Origin of the sequence: Bacillus sp. FSL P2-0099 (assembly GCF_038007445.1) — a bacterium.
GTDB classification, from domain to species: Bacteria; Bacillota; Bacilli; order Bacillales; family Bacillaceae_G; genus Bacillus_A; species Bacillus_A mycoides.
Genome location: NZ_JBBOXE010000001.1, coordinates 5,366,153 through 5,383,780 on the forward strand (window position 1 = coordinate 5,366,153; position 17,628 = coordinate 5,383,780).

A 17,628-nucleotide genomic window follows, 5' to 3' on the forward strand; every position below is an offset into this window, starting at 1 on the left:
TCCTCCTTGCTTAATTTATTTTTATTGTTCACTAACATGAACTTTTACTGTTGCTGTTACTTGCGGATGCAATTTCACAGTGACGTTTGTATAACCTAATGCACGGATTGCATCATCCATTTCAAATTTACGTTTATCAAGTTTAATCTTGTGTGACTTTTGCATTACATCTACAATTTGTTTACTCGTGATAGAACCAAATAAGCGGCCACCTTCTCCAGATTTCGCCTTTACTTCTACAGTTAATTTCTCTAATGTTTCTTTCAGCTCTTTTGCATTCTCAACTTCTGCTGCTGCATCTTTTTCCTCTTTGCGCTTTTGAGCATCTAAAGTTTTCATACTGCTGTTTGTCGCTTCGGCAGCTAACCCCTGTTTTAGTAAGAAATTATTTGCATAACCGTCTGGTACGTTTTTTATTTCTCCTTTTTTACCTTTACCTTTTACGTCTTTTAGAAAAATTACTTTCATGATTGTGTGCCTCCCTGTAAATAGTCATCAATAACAAATCGAAGCTTCTCCTCCGCTTCATCTACTGTAACATTTTTCATTTGTGTGGCTGCATTTGTTAAGTGCCCGCCACCTCCTAAATTCTCCATAATTAGCTGTACATTCAATTCACCTAAAGATCTACCACTAATTCCAATGAAATTTTCTCCACGTTTTGCAATAACAAACGATGCAATGATACCTGTCATTGTCAATAATGTGTCTGCTGATTGTGCAATAAGTACTTGGTCATAATATTCATCACCATCAACTTTAGCAATCGCAATTCCATTTTTATAAATGTACGCATTTTTAATGGCTTTTGCAACTCGTAAATACTGACCCATATCTTCTTTTAAAAGTTCTTGTACAAGTACAGTGTCTGCGCCATGCGAGCGTAAATAAGAAGCGGCATCAAATGTACGAGCGCCTGTACGGAATGTAAAACTTTTCGTATCAACAATAATACCAGCTAACAATGCCGTTGCTTCTAACATTGTCATCTTTAAATTTTTCGGTTGATACTCAAGTAATTCTGTAACAAGCTCTGCCGTTGAAGAAGCGTATGGCTCCATATAAACAAGTAATGGATCTTCAATGAAATCTTCCCCGCGGCGATGATGGTCAATAACTACTACATTTTCAATCTTGTGTAACAGTTTTTCCTCCATCACCATTGAAGGTTTATGCGTGTCAACAACAACAAGTAATGAATCATCGTTTGCAAATTCCATCGCTTGCCCTGGTGAAATAAAATGTGACCATAACTCTTCATTTTGTTTCACTTTGTCCATCAAACGTTTGATTCCTTTATCAGAATCATTTTCATCTAATACAATATATCCTTTGCGCTCATTTAATTGAGCTACCTTTAAAATACCAATCGCTGCACCAATCGCATCCATATCAGGAGCTCTATGCCCCATTATAATGACATTACTGCTTTCTAATACTAAATCCTTTAATGCATGTGAAATAACTCTAGCACGTACACGAGTACGCTTTTCGACCGGATTCGTCTTGCCACCGTAAAACTTAACTTTACCCGTCGCTTGTTTTATAGCTACTTGGTCTCCTCCTCGTCCTAATGCAAGGTCTAAACCAGATTGAGCCATCGCTCCAAGCTCCGATAAAGGTAAATCACCCGAGCCAACACCAACACTTAGCGTAAGTGGTATATTCCTTTTTGATGTTTCTTCACGCACTTGATCCAAAATACTAAATTTCCCTTTCTCCATTTGTGCTAAAATACTTTCATTTAGTACAACGAAGAATCTTTCTGAAGATGCACGTTTCAAATATGCACCATACTTAACAGCCCATTCATTTAGACGTGACGTCACAAGACTTGTTATATTCGTGCGTAATTGATCATCTAACCCTTGTGTAACTTCATCATAATTATCTAAATAAATAACAGCTAAAACGGTGCGCTGATCCTCATACATTTTTTCAATCTCTGTTTGCTCAGTTACATCAAAAAAATAAATTAGTTTTTCTTCTTTCCTTACAAACACACGGAACTTTCGACTATTTAAAGATACTATATCGTCAGAAGTCTCTCCTTTAATAAAAAGGAGTAATGTTTCTGATACATCGTACAGATGCCACCCAGCTAATGCGTGTTGCCCCAAACATGAAGACAAGTAAGGATTTGCCCAATCAATCCCATACTCCTTATTGTATAACAATATACCGATTGGCATCTGGTTGAATGCTTCGTTACTCACTTTTTTTACCCTAGTAATCATATCTGTCGTATACTTTTCAAAATTCCTTTGAAAGTTAAGTTCAAATCGTATAACTAAAAAGAAAACGATGCTAAAAATAAAAAAGGCAGCTATCCCCATAATTAAGTGAAAATAACAGAGAATCGAGATTAGCACCAACACAAAAAATGCCAATACGTAAACAGGATATAAAAACCACTGTTTCTTATAAAATTCAGGCATGTATACAACTCCTATAAAGTAAAACTAACTCACTTTCCAGTTAGTTAAACAAATTAAAATAGTGTAAGGAATATTATTTTATTCCCCTATTTTAGAACGCAATGAAATCCCTAAATCAATTATACCTAAGATTGTTACAAGAGGAAACATCATCGGAATAAACATGCAGACAATAAAACTAATAATAGGAACACCTTTAGTAAATCCTTTTCTATGTGCCAAAAAGGCGATAAATGTCAAACCTTGCAGTACGAGCAATAGTGCAAAGATTACATATAGGTTAGAAAATACCATATGTAAATATGATGTTGGTTCTACCTTTATAAAAGTTGCTAACAAAATAAATATGACGTAATACCAAATAATACTCTTTGGCAATTGTATGTCTTTAAATTTAGGCCAAAGTGTTACTTCATGCTTTAACTTTTTCAAAACACTACCTGATATCATAACCGTAATCCAAGAAAGACACACAGAAACCATTACAAGTATACTCGGGAGTATCGTTTGTAATATATCATTCATTTGTGCGAATAAATCTTTTTGTTTCTTACTAACCTGCATACCAGCAGCATTTGCTATCTTTTCACTTTGTACTACACTTTCACTAAACATATTTTGCATTTTCTGTATTAAATCTATGTTGAAAAATTTTATACTCACAACATAAATGAGCATAATACCGATTAAGTATGCAAGTGTCCCTGCTATCAAAATTTCCAACGGCTTTCTTTGTTTTTTATACATGTATCCTAAAACAATACCCGTACACCCAAACATAATTGTCTTTACTAGACCTATCGGTTGACCCACAATAACAGCAATGAAAAATGCTGCTGTAAAAACCACAAAGGCATTAGGTACGCCATATTTTATCGTTAACAATATAAATGGTAACGGCAATACAAATGTTACAACTGTACCCAAAATCGGAACATACATAGATATGAGCAATAACATTGCATATACAGCCAATAACGCTGCGCCTTCGGTAATAAACCTTGCTTGTTTCACATTTTAACCTCTCTTTCAAAAAGAAAAGCATAGCAAAATGCACAGTAGAGTCCGACTCTACTGTGCATTTCATACGCTATTATTCACCAACATATGGTAAAAGTGCCATTTGACGAGCACGTTTAATTGCAACTGTAAGTTTGCGTTGGTATTTCGCGCTTGTTCCTGTTACACGACGAGGTAAAATTTTACCGCGCTCAGAAACGAAACGTTTTAATAAATCAACATCTTTATAGTCAATGCGAGTGATGCCGTTAGATGTGAAGAAACACACCTTACGACGCTTCGCACGTCCACCTTTGCGTCCTGCCATGTCTATTCCCTCCATTCTTTGTTAAAAATAGCCGATTCACACCATTAAAATGGTAAATCGTCGTCCGAAATGTCAATCGGTTGACCAACATTCGAAAATGGATCGTCATTCTTCGTAAATCCAGAGTTACCTTGATTACCTTGGTTACCTGAATTACTAGATTGACCAAATGGGTTAGAGCTTTGGTTACCGAAACCAGCTCCTGATGGTTGCTGATTGAATGAACCACGTTGCTCCCCACCGCCATTACGCGGCTCTAAAAATTGTACGCTCTCCGCAAGAACTTCTGTTACATATACACGTTTACCATCTTGTCCATCGTAATTACGAGTTTGAAGACGTCCGTCTACGCCTGCTAAGCTACCTTTTTTCAAATAATTTGCCACGTTTTCTGCTTGTTTACGCCATATTACACAATTAATAAAGTCAGCTTCACGCTCACCTTGTTGATTCGCAAATGCGCGATTCACAGCTAACGTAAAAGTAGCTACTGCAACACCATTGGGCGTGTAACGTAAGTCAGGGTCCTTAGTTAAACGACCAACGAGGATAACACGATTCATCAATCGAACCACTCTCCCTTATATATCAATTATTTTTCTTCTTCTTTAACAACGATATGACGAAGGATATCTTCGTTGATCTTAGCTAAACGGTCGAATTCGTTAATCGCCTCTGAGTTAGAGTTCACGTTTAAGATCATGTAGAAACCTTCACGTAAGTCGTTGATTTCGTAAGCTAAACGACGCTTACCCCACTCTTTCGTGTTAATGATTTCTGCACCATTGTTTGTTAAAACACCTGCAAAACGTTCAACTAAAGCTTTTTGAGCTTCTTCTTCAACGCCAGGACGAATGATGTACATAATTTCGTACTTTCTCATTACACTTTCACCTCCTTTTGGTCTAAACGGCCCATAATGGGCAAGGAGCAATTAATTTATAGTAATTACTCACGAGTTTAGATTATATCATAGTAAGTTATATGAATCAACTCACCAATACGTAAAAAACTTGGCAAACACATAATATATTTGCCAAGCTCATATCTTTATTTTTCCTAGGAAATATTAAATTAAACGTTGAAGCGGAAGTGCATAACATCTCCGTCTTTTACGATATACTCTTTTCCTTCTAAACGTACTTTTCCAGCTTCTTTTGCAGCTGTCATAGAACCGTTTGTCATTAAATCATCATAAGAAACTGTTTCTGCGCGAATAAATCCACGCTCAAAGTCTGTATGAATTACGCCAGCACATTGTGGTGCCTTCATACCTTGTTTAAACGTCCATGCACGTACTTCTTGCACACCAGCTGTGAAGTAAGTAGCAAGTCCTAATAAATCGTATGCAGCACGAATTAATTGATCTAAACCAGATTCTTCAATGCCTAGTTCTTCAAGGAATACTTTTTTCTCTTCCTCGTCTAGCTCAGCGATTTCTTCTTCGATTTTTGCACATACAACGATTACTTGAGAATTTTCATTTGCTGCAAATTCTTTTACCATTTGTACATATTTATTGTCAGAAGGATCCATAATATCATCTTCACTTACGTTTGCTACGTATAGCATTTCTTTCGTTGTAAGTAAATGAAGGCCTTTAACAATCTTCATTTGCTCTTCTGTAAATTCAACAGTACGAGCTGGTTTTCCCTCTTCAAAAGCTTCTTTTAAACGAACTAAAATTTCATGCTCATATACAGCTTCTTTATCTTTTTGTCTTGCTAACTTCGCAACTCGTTCGATACGCTTATCAACAGATTCCAAATCCGCTAAGATTAGTTCTAAGTTAATTGTTTCAATGTCATCAATTGGATCTACTTTTCCTGAAACGTGCGTAATATTTTCATCTTCAAAACAACGAACAACTTGGCAAATTGCATCTACTTGACGAATGTGAGATAAGAATTTATTTCCTAACCCTTCACCTTTACTCGCACCTTTTACGATACCTGCAATATCAGTAAATTCAAATACAGTCGGAACAGTTTTTTTCGGTTCTACTAATTCCGTTAATTTATTTAAACGCTCATCTGGTACTTCTACAATCCCTACGTTTGGATCGATTGTACAGAATGGATAGTTCGCAGATTCTGCTCCTGCTTGTGTAATTGCATTAAATAAAGTGGACTTACCTACGTTAGGTAATCCAACAATCCCAGCCGTTAATCCCATGTTTTTCACTCCTATGTCTCAATCTTTCATCATTATAGATAGTAACGAAAAAAATGACAAGTTTCCACCAAATGAAAAAAAGCAACAGCTGTCTACTGCAGCTGTTGCTTTCTCACTATTCTTCGTGCTTCACAAGTATTTTTTTCACCTTGCGATCAAACTCTCTTCGAGGAATCATTACCGAATGGTCACACCCCTCGCACTTAACGCGGATATCCATTCCCATACGAATAATCTTCCAGCGATTTTCACCACATGGATGGGCTTTCTTCATTTCCACAACATCGTACAAGTTATATTGCTTTTGCTCCATTCTCTAAATCCCTCCCACTATTAAATTGCTTTTTCACTAACTAATTCTTCGCGACTATATAAAACCATACGTGGGTATGGAATTTCAATCCCATGTAAATCAAGACGATTTTTAATCTCTTTGCGAAGAGCCCTCGCAATAACTGCATGCTGCATCGGCTCAACTTCAGCAATAACACGTAATACAACTTCAGACGCTGCCAATGTTTGAACACCTAGCAATTGAGGTGTTGTTACCATTTTCTCATATTTTCCTGGTAATTCTACTAATAAATCTTCAATAACTTGCTCCGCTCGTACTATATCACTTTCATAAGAAATAGATACATCAACAAATGCTACACTATTACTAACGGAAAAGTTCGTTACTTGTACAATACTACCATTTGGTATTATATGAATTTCACCTGTCCAGCTTTTCATCTTCGTTGTACGTAGTCCAATTTCCAAAACAGTTCCTTCAAATTGCCCTATTCTTACATAATCACCTACTGAAAATTGATCCTCTAACAAAATAAATAATCCTGTAATAACATCTTTAACTAAACTTTGTGCACCAAAACCGACTGCTAAACCAATTACCCCAGCACCGGCTAATAGACCTGATGCATTAATATCAAACACACCTAAAATCGCAATTAACATAATGAACATAACAACGTATGCCACAATATTTTCAAGCAACTTCGCTACCGTAACTGTACGACGTTCTGAAATTTGAATCGGCGAACGGCTTCCCATACGAAACGCATTTCGTACAATTGCCCTTGCAACTCGCACAACGATTGCACCAAGTATTAAAATAACGATTATTTTTAGTGACTTCACACCTATATTCGTCCAATCAATGGACTCAAACCATTTCAACGCTAAATCCATGTCCCTCTACCTCTCTAGCTAAAATTTCTTTTTAGTTATCCTTATTATTGTATCAGAACTCTCTCTGATTTCTGAAAAAAATTTATGATTTTAATTCCATTTGTTAACTTCCATTCAGGTATAAAATGAAACGAATATATATATACTAGTACTATTATTTCCATTTTCATTCACAGTTTGTAGAAAGTATGCACTTATAATTTTCCATTTCACACACCATATAACATATTGTGAAAATTTATTAAAAGGATGGGTGCTTCATGAATATTAGAAGTTTTCGCTTACCTTTTTTTGAAAAAGAAACTCAAAATGTTATGCATCATGACTTAGAAGCCTCTGAGACAATCAGTAATTTCTTACTTTCCCATATTCCCATTAAGACTAATATGCCACTCATTCTCGTTTGTATCGGAACAGACCGTTCCACCGGTGATGCACTTGGTCCATTAGTTGGTACTAAACTAGAACAAATTGAAATCAAAAACCTTCAAGTATTCGGCACACTAGACGAACCAATACATGCACTAAATCTAGAGGGAAAAATTCAGAATATACAGAAAGAAAACCCTACTTCATTTATTATTGCTGTTGATGCATGTTTAGGAAAATCTCAAAGTATCGGTTCTATAACTACCGGAAAGGGCCCCAGTAAACCTGGAGCTGCGATGAATAAGAAATTACCTGAAATTGGTGATTTGCATATTCATGGCATCGTAAATTTAAATGGTTTCATGGAGTTTTTCGTACTTCAAAATACAAGACTAAGTTTAGTCATGAAGATGGCCGATGTAATTGCACAAAGTATAAAAGAAACCGATCAAAAATTATCTGCATTAAAAAAAGCAAACCATCTATAAACAATAAGATGGTTTGCTTTTTAATTTCCCTTTGATAATAATTCTAAAATTCGATTTAAATCTTCTTTATTAAAAAATTCGATTTCGATTTTACCTTTTTCTTTTTTCGTTTCTTTAATTTTTACATCCGTACCAAACTTTTCTCTTAAAAACGTTTCGCGCTCTACAAAAAATATATTTCTTTCTTTTTTCACTTTTTGTGTTTCACGTGAAACACGTTGATTAATTTCCTGGACAATTTGTTCCAATTGGCGAACGTTCAGTCCTTCTTTTTCAATTCGCTTCAATAAAGATTTCAACTGTTCTTCATCTTTTATTGTAAGTAAAGTTCTCCCATGAGCCATTGAAAGTTGACCGTTTGCAATCATATCTTGAACGAATGAAGGGAGGCTTAACAAACGAGTATAATTTGCGATATAAGGCCTGCTTTTACCAAGACGTTTTGCTAATTGTTCTTGTGTTACATTTAGCTCGTTCATTAACATCTGATATGCCATTGCCTCTTCCATAGGATTTAAATCTTCTCGTTGTAAGTTTTCAAGCAAAGCAAATTCCATCATTTGCTGCTCATTTAATTGCCTTACGACAGCAGGCACTTTCTCAAGTCCGGCCTCTTTAGCAGCACGATATCTTCTTTCACCTGCAACTATTTCATATCCTTTAATACTCTTTCGAGCAATTAACGGTTGCAATATACCGTGCTCTTTAATAGAAGCCGCTAATTCCTGAATCGCTTCTTTATTGAAATGTTTACGTGGTTGATATGGATTCGGCCTTAATTCAGTTACTATAATCTCCTGAATCGTTTCTTCTTCTTTCACATCTAAATCTGGAAAAAACACGTTGATTCCTCTTCCTAATCCCTTAGCCACCTGCAATCACTTCCTCTGCTAAATCTAAATATACTTCTGCTCCTCTTGATTTAGCGTCATACTGCATAATTGGTTTTCCATGACTTGGTGCCTCACTTAAGCGAACATTACGAGGAATAATCGAACGATATACTTTATCTCTAAAGTATTTTTTCACTTCATCTATAACTTGAATTCCTAAATTTGTACGAGCATCCAACATCGTTAACAATACACCTTGAATTGCTAAATTTTTATTTAAATGCTTTTGCACAAGTCGAACTGTATTTAATAGCTGACTTAACCCTTCCAGCGCGTAATATTCACACTGTACAGGAATAATAACAGAATCTGCTGCGGTTAATGCATTAATCGTTAATAACCCTAAGGATGGGGGGCAGTCAATAATAATATACTCATATTCATCACGAATTGGCTGTAACGCTCTTTGCAAGCGTACTTCCCGGGAAATGGTTGGTACCAATTCAATTTCAGCACCAGCCAATTGAATTGTAGCGGGTAGAACATCTAAGTTTTCAGTTGCGGTTTTCCGTATGGCACCTTGAACATCTGCATCTTCTACAAGAACATTATAAATACATTGATCTAATTCAGACTTTTCAATCCCTACACCAGTCGTTGCATTTCCTTGAGCATCAATATCTACGAGAAGGACTTTTTTTCCTACTTGTGCCAATCCAGCCCCTAAATTAACGGATGTTGTTGTTTTTCCAACACCGCCTTTTTGATTAGCAATAGCAATGATTTTTCCCATGATGTCACCTACTTTCAACCTTTCTTTCTTATTCTAGAAACAATTACGTTTATTGTAACATGAAATAAAAGTTTTTCTTTTACGTCCTTATTAAACTTCAAAATTTATTTCTAAACTCCTTCTTGCTTTAACAAGAAAATATAGTAAAAGAGACCTCTCCAATAGGATAAGGTCTCTAGCACGTAATTATTTTTTCTTCGGAATTTTAATCGTAATTTGATAGTATTCATCAAACTCTTCTTCCGCAGAATTAACATTCAAACCACTATTAGCAACCATTTGTAATGATTGTCTAATCGTGTTCATAGCAATTCTCGCATCTCGACTTACTGCTTTTTGCTTCGCTTTGCGCTTTGGTTTTACTTCTTCTAATAACTTTGCAATTCGTTCTTCTGTTTGCTTTACATTCAATTGCTTCTCCACAATCTCTTGTAAAACCTTCAGTTGTAATTCCTCATTCTTTAAAGGAATAAGGGCGCGAGCATGCCGTTCTGTAATACTTTTTTCTAATAATGCACTTTTGATTTCTTCAGGCAATTTTAATAATCGCAATTTATTTGCGACTGTCGATTGTCCTTTTCCAAGTCGTTGTGCCAATGCTTCTTGTGTTAAATTATGTAACTCAATCAGCTTTTGATATGCCACAGCTTCCTCAATTGCTGTTAATTCCTCACGTTGCAAATTTTCAATTAACGCTACAGAAGCTGTCTCAGTATCATTTAAATTCTTTATTATTGCAGGAACTTTTTCCCACCCTAACTTTGTTGCTGCGCGGAAACGCCTTTCCCCGGCAATAATCTCGTACTTATCATCCTCATACTGTCTCACAACAATCGGCTGGATAAGCCCATGTGTACGAATCGTTAATGCTAGCTCCTCAATACGTGCATCGTCAAAAACTGTTCGTGGTTGATAACGGTTAGGGGTAATGTTTACTATCGGAATTTCCTGTATTTCTTCATATATCTTTTTAGCTATTTCTTCATGGCTTTCGTCTTGTAATTCGAATTCGCTCTCTTTATCTCCAAAGCCAAATAAACGAGAAAACGTATTTTTCATACATATTCCACCACCTTTTAGGCCTATTGACTGCTCTACATAAAATGTTTCCTATGAAACATTTACGTTTTCATTTATATAATTTAATCTTACGTCTAATAAGATTTATTTTTCAATAGGTAATTTATTGGGCGTTCCCGGTTTGCGTGGATATTTCTTTGGTGTCTTGCGCTTTTTCTCGATTAATAAAATATTACGCTCGCTTTCTTCAAACGGTAATTGGAACGTAGACATTTCTTTCAATTCTCCGCCAAGTACCTCTAAAGCATATTTGCCATTTTCGATTTCTTCGTTCGCCGCTGCACCTTTCATTGCAATGAATGTTCCCCCTACTTTTACAAGTGGTAAACATAGCTCACTTAATACAGAAAGACGTGCAACTGCACGTGCCATTACAATATCGTATGCTTCACGTACACCTTCTTTTTTTCCAAATGTTTCAGCACGATCATGACAAAATGCAACATCACTTAATTCTAACTTTTGCGCTAAGTGATTTAAGAAATTAATACGTTTTTGTAATGAATCTACAATTGTTACTTTTAAGTGCGGGAAACAGATTTTTAAAGGGATACTTGGGAATCCAGCTCCAGCTCCAACATCACAAATAGAAAATGGTTTCGAAAAATCATAATAAAAAGCCGCTGTAACAGAATCAAAAAAGTGTTTTAAGTATACTTCTTCTTTCTCCGTAATAGCCGTTAAGTTCATTTTTTCATTCCACTCTACTAATGTTTCAAAATAGATTCTGAACTGCTCTAACTGTCTAGAAGAGAGGGAAATACCCTTCTCTTCTAGCATAGATTGAAATTGTTCTATGTTCATCTAGCAATATCTCCTTACTATGTTATTGGTTCGATACTCGTGCAATTTTTCCTTGTTCAATGTAAATAAGCAAAATTGAAACATCAGCTGGATTTACACCAGAAATACGTGAAGCTTGCCCCATTGAAAGCGGACGAACATCTTTCAATTTCTGTCTTGCTTCTGAGGCAAGGCTAGAAATCGCATCATAATCAATATCCACAGGAATTTTTTTGTTTTCCATTTTCTTCATACGTTCTACTTGCTGTAAAGATTTCTCGATATATCCTTCGTACTTGGTCTGAATTTCAACTTGTTCCGTAATTTCATCACTTAATGCTACTTCACTTGGTACTAAAAGATGAATATGCTCATATGTCACCTCTGGACGACGTAATAAGTCACTTGCACGTATTCCATCTTTCAATTCACTTCCGCCAATACTACGAATTAATTCTTGAACTTCAGGACGCGGTTTAATAAAAATACTCTCTAACCGTTCCTTCTCCTGTTCAATTTGTAACTTTTTATTTGTAAATCGCTCATAGCGATCTTCTTTAATTAAGCCAATTTCACGACCAACTTCAGTTAAACGAAGGTCAGCATTATCATGGCGTAATAATAGGCGATATTCTGCACGAGACGTTAATAAACGATATGGTTCATTTGTACCTTTCGTTACAAGGTCATCAATTAAGACACCAATATAAGCATCAGCACGACCTAAAATAACTTCTTTTTTACCTAAAGAACGACACGCTGCATTAATCCCAGCCATAAGCCCTTGTCCTGCTGCTTCTTCGTAACCAGAAGTTCCGTTAATTTGTCCTGCTGTATATAAATTTTTAATTTTTTTCGTTTCAAGTGTTGGCCATAGTTGAGTTGGTACGATCGCATCATATTCAATTGCATAACCCGTACGCATCATTTCAACATTTTCCAGGCCAGGAATTGTTCTAAGCATTGCACGCTGTACATCTTCTGGTAAGCTCGTCGATAAGCCTTGTACATATACTTCTTGTGTATTACGTCCTTCTGGCTCTAAGAAAATTTGATGACGTGGTTTATCATTAAATCTTACTACCTTGTCTTCAATTGAAGGACAATATCTAGGCCCTGTTCCTTTAATCATACCAGAATACATAGCTGAGCGATGTAAGTTTTCATCTATTAAACGATGTGTTTCTGTACTTGTATACGTTAACCAACATGGAATTTGATCCATAATAAATTTTGTCGTTTCAAAAGAGAAAGCACGTGGCTTATCATCACCTGGTTGAATTTCTGTTTTACTATAATCAATCGTATTACTGTTTACACGCGGAGGTGTACCTGTTTTAAATCTAACAAGATCAAAACCAAGTTCCTCTAAGTGTTCAGATAATGTAATAGATGGTTGCTGATTATTTGGACCACTTGAATATTTTAAATCGCCCATAATAATCTCACCACGTAAAAATGTTCCCGTTGTAATTACAACTGTTTTCGCTGTGTATTCAGCACCAGCTTGCGTAATTACCCCTTTACATACACCATCTTCAATAATTAAACGCTCTACCAGACCTTGAAACAACGTTAAGTTTGGTGTTTCTTCAATTGTTTTCTTTAATTCATGCTGGTAAGAGAATTTATCAGCTTGTGCACGAAGCGCGCGTACAGCTGGTCCTTTACCCGTATTTAACATACGCATTTGAATATGTGTTTTATCAATATTGCGTCCCATTTCTCCGCCTAATGCATCAATTTCACGAACAACAATCCCTTTTGCTGGTCCACCAACAGAAGGGTTACATGGCATGAACGCTACCATATCTAAGTTAATTGTTAACATTAATGTTTTTGAGCCCATTCGTGCTGCCGCAAGACCAGCTTCACATCCTGCATGACCTGCACCGATTACTATGACATCATATGAACCGGCATTGTATCCCATTGTTTATTCCTCCTAATAACCTCTATCTTACTAAATCATCTCTGATTAAAGTTTTACTTTATTTTCCTAAACAAAATTGAGAGAACAATTGGTCAATTAAACTTTCATGGACAGTATCACCAGTAATTTCACCAAGTATTTCCCACGCTCTTGTTAAATCAATTTGAACCATATCAATCGGAACACCATTTTCTATCGCTTCAATTGCATCGTTAATTGTTCTTCCTGCTTGTGTTAATAATCCGATATGTCTCGCATTAGACACGTATGTCATATCCGCAGAATCAATTGTTCCTTCAAAGAATAAATCAGCTATCGCCTTTTCAAGCTCATCTATTCCTTGCTCCTCAATTAAAGATGTTGTAATAACACGATTTCCTACCGCTAAATCTGTAACACGTTCCATATCAATTTCTTGCGGTAAATCTGTCTTATTTACAATAACAATGAAATCTTTTCCTTGTACGGCACGGAATAGATCCTCATCTTCATTTGTTAAAGCCTCGCTATAATTCACTACAATTAACACTAAGTCTGCTTGGCTCATCATTTCCTTCGAACGCTCTACACCAATTCGTTCAACAATATCTTCCGTTTCACGAATTCCGGCTGTATCTATAAGTTTAAGTGGTACACCACGCACATTAACGTACTCTTCAATAACATCACGAGTTGTTCCTGCAATATCAGTTACAATTGCCTTTTTCTCCTGAACAAGACTATTTAATAGCGATGATTTCCCAACGTTAGGTCTACCGATAATCGCGGTAGAAATGCCTTCACGTAAAATCTTTCCTTGCTTCGATGTTTCTAATATCTTTGCAATTTCAGCACGGACATGTGTAGCTTTCTCAATTAAAATATTATGCGTCATCTCTTCTACATCATCATATTCTGGGTAATCTATATTCACTTCAATATGAGCTAATGTTTCTAATATTTCTTGACGCAGATGGCCGATTAATTTAGATAATCGTCCTTCCATTTGGTTAATCGCTACATTCATAGCACGATCTGTTTTCGCACGGATTAAGTCCATAACAGCTTCTGCTTGTGACAAATCAATACGTCCATTTAAAAAAGCACGTTTTGTAAATTCACCAGGCTCTGCCAGTCGTACTCCTTGCGCTAAAATAAGCTGTAATACTTTATTTACCGAAACAAGTCCACCATGACAGTTAATTTCTACTATATTTTCACGCGTAAAAGTCCTTGGTGCACGCATAATGGACACCATAACTTCTTCAATAACTTGATTTGTATCTAAATCGACAATATGACCATAATGAATTGTATGAGAAGAAACCTGTGTTAAATCCTTCCCTTTAAAAATACGATCGACTTTCTCAATCGCATCATCCCCACTTACTCGAACAATGGCAATTGCACCTTCCCCAAGTGCTGTGGAAATTGCGGCAATTGTATCAAATTCCATGTCCTTTCACCTCACTTGCTTATTTATCTCTATTTCAACATGAATTTTTTCCGTCACTAAATTATTAGGATACCATAACGAACCTATCTACAAAAGAATAATAACTCATTTTATTATGTCCTTATGTAAAAAACACTAAACTTATTCACAGTGGATAAGTTTAGTGTTTTTTAGTTATCCACATTTATTTTCTCCTCAAAAAAACCGGCACTCAATTGAGTAACCGGTCACTTGGAAGATATTACAACATACCGATGTGGTTCTTTTCCTTCAGAAGTTGTAATGATATTTTGATGATTAGATAATGCTTGGTGAATAATTTTTCGTTCGAAAGAAGGCATTGGTTCTAGAACAACTCTTTTTTTCGTACTCACTACTTGTTTTGCTAATCGATAGGAAAGAGATTCTAACGTATTTTTTCTTTTACTACGATAGTTTTCAGCATCCAGTGTAATACCAATATATTGCTTTGTATTACGGTTCGCAACAAGTTTTGTTAAATACTGTAAAGAATTCAACGTATTCCCTCTTTTACCAATTAAAACACCAATATTTTCACCAGAAATTGTAAATTCAACTTCGCGTCCTTTTACAATTTTTCTAATCTCAACTTCCACACCCATATTTTGAATAACATTTTTTAAATATTCTTCACATTCTTGGATTGGATCTTTTTTCAATACAACTTCTACAACAGCGGGGCGATTCCCAAATAAACCTAGGAACCCCCTCTTACCCTCATCGATAATATTTATATCTACTCGATCTTTCGAAGCATTTAATTGTCTTAAAGCATCTTGTACTGCCAGCTCGACTGTTTGTCCTTTAGCAGTAATCATACTCACTTGCTTGATCCTCCTGCCTTACTAGCCTTAATGTCAGGCCCCTTGATCATATACATTTGAGCGATACCAAAGATATTACCAACTACCCAGTACAATGATAGTGCTGCTGGGAAGTTAATTGCAAAGACTAAAATCATAATTGGCATAAGCCAAATCATCATTGCCATTTGCGGATTTTGTCCAGCCGTTCCTGCCATTGCAAGCTTTTGCTGAATAAACGTCGTAATAGCTGCAACAATTGGAAGGATATAGAACGGATCCGCCTGTCCTAAATCGAACCATAAAAATGTATGTTCACTAATTGCTGTTGTTCTCATAATCGCATGATAAAACGCGAATAAAATAGGCATCTGAACAAATATTGGTAAACATCCTGCTAATGGGTTTACACCATTCTTTTGATATAACTGCATCATTTCTTGTTGTAGTTTTTGCTGTGTTGCTTGATCTTTAGAACTATATTTCTCTTTTAATTTCACCATTTCTGGTTGTAACGCCTGCATTGCTTTCGTACTCTTCGTTTGTTTAATCATTAATGGTAATAATGCAAAACGAATGATAAGAGTTGTAACAACGATTGCTAAACCGTAATTACTACCAAATAATTCTGCAAAATACGTGATTAACTGAGAAAGCGGGTATACGAAATATTCATTCCAAATCCCAGTGCTTTTCGGTGTAATCGGTTGATTTGTTTCACTACAGCCGGTAGCAATTGCCATTAGCATAATAACCATGGCTAATAAACCTATTTTCTTTTTCAAAGCCTGCTCCTCCTTGTTTCGGTATGTATATAGTGTAATTCATTTCCTTACGCTACTTTTTTATTCTTTTCATACCAGAGCGTTTAAAGACATGAATTAAGCTTTTCTTTAACTCTTCATATGTCATCTCTGCACAAGGCTTCCTTGCTATTATAACAAAATCTTTTCCAGAATCTATCTCATCTTTTAATTCTATAATCGATTGGCGAATCATACGCTTAATTCGATTACGCACTACTGCATTGCCTATTTTCTTACTAACAGAAAGACCAATGCGAAAATGCGGCTGTTTTTCTTTATCTAATTTGTATACAACAAACTGGCGATTGGCATTCGATTGTCCTTTTTGGAAAACAGCCTGGAATTCATCATTCTTTTTTATACGGTTTTTTTTCTTCATATCATTTGACACTCCTGTATTTCATCAGCGGAAACTCATTATTATTAGAAAAAAAGACCACTGAACGATCAGTGGTCTACGCAGATAATACTTTTCTTCCTTTACGACGACGAGCTGCTAGCACTTTACGTCCGTTTGCTGTGCTCATACGGCTGCGGAAACCATGTACTTTGCTGCGCTTACGTTTATTTGGTTGGTAAGTTCTTTTCATTATATGACACCTCCCTGAGGAATATCTGTTAAAGACAGTCTAATAAATTATAGTAAATCAAATAGGAAAATGTCAATGGTTCTCGAAATTTTCATCAAATATTCATTTTTAACCTATTCACAAACTTTTTCACAGTACCTATATTTCCTTGTGGATAAATATATTTTCTCTTTTTTGTATCCACAAACTCTTTTTTTACTTTTACACAGTATATCGTGTTGTGGACAAGTTTATTCCACAAGGTATTGATTTTGTGGATAACTTTCTTAAATTCATTGCTATAGCTGCTTTTTTTTGATATTATAGTTGTGTTTTCACTTTGAATAAGTTTTCCACACCTTTATTTTATCCACAATTTGTGTATAACATGTGGATAGTTTAAATCACATGTGAGTAAATAGTTGTCCACATGTGTTATTTTGTCGAAAACTCTATCTCGGATACTAACGACGTTTTTATATTTTAAAATACGTTTCGTATAAATATGCATTAGAAATATTTACAGGTTGTACAATTGTTGCGCAACCTTATTCTTTTACCATCTTTGTAAAGGAGGGACACCT

Annotated in this window: 20 protein-coding genes; 1 reads left to right on the forward strand and 19 read right to left on the reverse strand. The window is 35.7% G+C overall.

Features of this window, described 5'->3' with window-relative positions:
- Nucleotides 1-21: 21 nt before the first annotated feature.
- From rplI to MKY90_RS27860, 9 genes are all read right to left on the reverse strand, one after another.
- Nucleotides 22-468, reverse strand: a complete 447-nt coding sequence (gene rplI, locus MKY90_RS27820) for a 50S ribosomal protein L9 (RefSeq protein WP_016096416.1) — start codon at nt 466-468, stop codon at nt 22-24.
- The gene (locus MKY90_RS27825) at nt 465-2,438 is read right to left on the reverse strand and encodes a DHH family phosphoesterase (protein ID WP_002068737.1); all 1,974 of its coding nucleotides are present in this window, start codon (nt 2,436-2,438) and stop codon (nt 465-467) included. Before MKY90_RS27825 ends, rplI begins: the two co-directional genes overlap by 4 nt.
- 78 nt (nt 2,439-2,516) lie before the next feature.
- Nucleotides 2,517-3,452, reverse strand: a complete 936-nt coding sequence (locus tag MKY90_RS27830; RefSeq protein ID WP_002191369.1) for a YybS family protein — start codon at nt 3,450-3,452, stop codon at nt 2,517-2,519.
- Between the two features lie 79 nt (nt 3,453-3,531).
- Complete coding sequence (gene rpsR / locus MKY90_RS27835) at nt 3,532-3,765, reverse strand: 30S ribosomal protein S18 (RefSeq protein ID WP_000918874.1); 234 nt, start codon at nt 3,763-3,765, stop codon at nt 3,532-3,534.
- Nucleotides 3,766-3,809: 44 nt separating this feature from the next.
- On the reverse strand, nt 3,810-4,331 hold the full coding sequence (gene ssb, locus MKY90_RS27840) for a single-stranded DNA-binding protein (protein ID WP_000981963.1): 522 nt from the start codon (nt 4,329-4,331) through the stop codon (nt 3,810-3,812).
- A 26-nt stretch (nt 4,332-4,357) separates the two neighbouring features.
- Entirely contained in the window at nt 4,358-4,648 is a 291-nt protein-coding gene (rpsF, locus tag MKY90_RS27845; protein WP_001233782.1) for a 30S ribosomal protein S6, read from the reverse strand.
- A 191-nt stretch (nt 4,649-4,839) separates the two neighbouring features.
- On the reverse strand, nt 4,840-5,940 hold the full coding sequence (ychF, locus tag MKY90_RS27850; RefSeq protein ID WP_002089951.1) for a redox-regulated ATPase YchF: 1,101 nt from the start codon (nt 5,938-5,940) through the stop codon (nt 4,840-4,842).
- A gap of 115 nt (nt 5,941-6,055) precedes the next feature.
- Complete coding sequence (locus MKY90_RS27855; RefSeq protein WP_000436054.1) at nt 6,056-6,253, reverse strand: DUF951 domain-containing protein; 198 nt, start codon at nt 6,251-6,253, stop codon at nt 6,056-6,058.
- A gap of 20 nt (nt 6,254-6,273) precedes the next feature.
- Entirely contained in the window at nt 6,274-7,131 is an 858-nt protein-coding gene (locus MKY90_RS27860) for a mechanosensitive ion channel family protein (RefSeq protein ID WP_002016466.1), read from the reverse strand.
- A gap of 260 nt (nt 7,132-7,391) precedes the next feature.
- Between MKY90_RS27860 and yyaC the strand changes: the two genes are divergently transcribed.
- The gene (yyaC, locus tag MKY90_RS27865) at nt 7,392-7,988 is read left to right on the forward strand and encodes a spore protease YyaC (protein WP_201034579.1); all 597 of its coding nucleotides are present in this window, start codon (nt 7,392-7,394) and stop codon (nt 7,986-7,988) included.
- A gap of 20 nt (nt 7,989-8,008) precedes the next feature.
- Here yyaC and spo0J read toward each other — a convergent pair whose 3' ends face one another.
- From spo0J to rpmH, 10 genes are all read right to left on the reverse strand, one after another.
- Nucleotides 8,009-8,860: a stage 0 sporulation protein Spo0J gene (gene spo0J / locus MKY90_RS27870; protein WP_341093197.1), complete on the reverse strand. Its 852-nt coding sequence runs from the start codon at nt 8,858-8,860 to the stop codon at nt 8,009-8,011.
- A complete protein-coding gene (gene soj, locus MKY90_RS27875) occupies nt 8,853-9,614 on the reverse strand; it encodes a sporulation initiation inhibitor protein Soj (protein ID WP_002016469.1) in 762 nt (253 codons plus the stop codon). The genes spo0J and soj overlap by 8 nt, the downstream gene beginning before the upstream one ends.
- A 186-nt stretch (nt 9,615-9,800) precedes the next feature.
- A complete protein-coding gene (noc, locus tag MKY90_RS27880; RefSeq protein WP_098167816.1) occupies nt 9,801-10,673 on the reverse strand; it encodes a nucleoid occlusion protein in 873 nt (290 codons plus the stop codon).
- A gap of 105 nt (nt 10,674-10,778) precedes the next feature.
- Nucleotides 10,779-11,498 carry a 16S rRNA (guanine(527)-N(7))-methyltransferase RsmG gene (rsmG, locus tag MKY90_RS27885; protein WP_063219293.1) on the reverse strand — a complete coding sequence of 240 codons (720 nt, stop codon included), beginning with the start codon at nt 11,496-11,498 and terminating at the stop codon, nt 10,779-10,781.
- Nucleotides 11,499-11,520: 22 nt separating this feature from the next.
- Complete coding sequence (gene mnmG / locus MKY90_RS27890; protein ID WP_002016474.1) at nt 11,521-13,410, reverse strand: tRNA uridine-5-carboxymethylaminomethyl(34) synthesis enzyme MnmG; 1,890 nt, start codon at nt 13,408-13,410, stop codon at nt 11,521-11,523.
- Nucleotides 13,411-13,468: 58 nt separating this feature from the next.
- Nucleotides 13,469-14,845, reverse strand: coding sequence for a tRNA uridine-5-carboxymethylaminomethyl(34) synthesis GTPase MnmE (gene mnmE, locus MKY90_RS27895; RefSeq protein WP_002034990.1), 1,377 nt, complete (start codon nt 14,843-14,845; stop codon nt 13,469-13,471).
- A 227-nt stretch (nt 14,846-15,072) separates the two neighbouring features.
- Nucleotides 15,073-15,690 carry an RNA-binding cell elongation regulator Jag/EloR gene (jag, locus tag MKY90_RS27900; protein ID WP_002166368.1) on the reverse strand — a complete coding sequence of 206 codons (618 nt, stop codon included), beginning with the start codon at nt 15,688-15,690 and terminating at the stop codon, nt 15,073-15,075.
- Nucleotides 15,687-16,454, reverse strand: coding sequence for a YidC family membrane integrase SpoIIIJ (gene spoIIIJ / locus MKY90_RS27905; RefSeq protein ID WP_002016477.1), 768 nt, complete (start codon nt 16,452-16,454; stop codon nt 15,687-15,689). Before spoIIIJ ends, jag begins: the two co-directional genes overlap by 4 nt.
- 52 nt (nt 16,455-16,506) lie before the next feature.
- Nucleotides 16,507-16,854: a ribonuclease P protein component gene (gene rnpA, locus MKY90_RS27910; protein WP_002089963.1), complete on the reverse strand. Its 348-nt coding sequence runs from the start codon at nt 16,852-16,854 to the stop codon at nt 16,507-16,509.
- A gap of 76 nt (nt 16,855-16,930) precedes the next feature.
- Complete coding sequence (rpmH, locus tag MKY90_RS27915; RefSeq protein WP_000831901.1) at nt 16,931-17,065, reverse strand: 50S ribosomal protein L34; 135 nt, start codon at nt 17,063-17,065, stop codon at nt 16,931-16,933.
- Between the last annotated feature and the right edge of the window lie 563 nt (nt 17,066-17,628).